Source organism: Collinsella sp. Sow4_E3, assembly GCF_052116285.1.
In the GTDB taxonomy this organism is placed as follows: domain Bacteria; phylum Actinomycetota; class Coriobacteriia; order Coriobacteriales; family Coriobacteriaceae; genus Collinsella.
Genome location: NZ_JBQKLJ010000090.1, coordinates 1 through 612 on the forward strand (window position 1 = coordinate 1; position 612 = coordinate 612).

Sequence of the window (612 nt, forward strand, 5' to 3'; positions counted from 1 at the left end):
GCCGATGCGTGCCGCCGGGATCGACTTCGCCGCGCTCGGCGGTGCGTCATGACCCGCCGCATCGTGCTCGACATCATCGTGCCCGTCATCGCGGTCCTGCTGTCCATCGGCATGATCTGCGTCGGGCTGTGGCTCGGGACGGAGGTCCGGTCATGAGCGACGGCAGCCCGTGCCCCCACGAGCGCTACGACTCCGACCCGTACGGCAGCAGTCTCGCCCGTCACAGCAAGAGGAGGCATGACGATGAGTGACCTCGACCGATACCTGACCGACGAGGTGCGCGAGCGAGCCGCCGAGGCCATCGCGAGCCACAACTTTGATGTTCATGTGCCGAGCTGGTCGATCCGCTGCGCGGGATGTGACTGGTCCGAGCTGGGCGGCGTGGTCGAGCTTCACGATCAACACCTGGCCGACCTCGCCCTCTCCGCCGTCCTGCCCGACATCATCCGGCAGGCCAAGGCGGAGGCGTGGGACGAGGGACGAACCGCCGGGGCGGACATGCGCGCCAAGCGGATCGAGGCGGGTGACGAATCGTGAGCGACCTACTAGCCCACCTAGTCGAACTCGATCAGGCCATCACCGACATGCGGGAGGCCCGCAAGCGCATCGAGG

General features: G+C 67.6%; 1 protein-coding gene. It reads left to right on the forward strand.

Translation table 11 applies throughout. The features are described from left to right. Window positions 1–243 precede the first annotated feature (243 nt). Window positions 244–537 (forward strand): hypothetical protein, encoded by a 294-nt coding sequence (locus ACTQ48_RS11400; RefSeq protein WP_441159374.1) that lies wholly within the window; start codon window positions 244–246, stop codon window positions 535–537. Window positions 538–612: the final 75 nt, after the last annotated feature.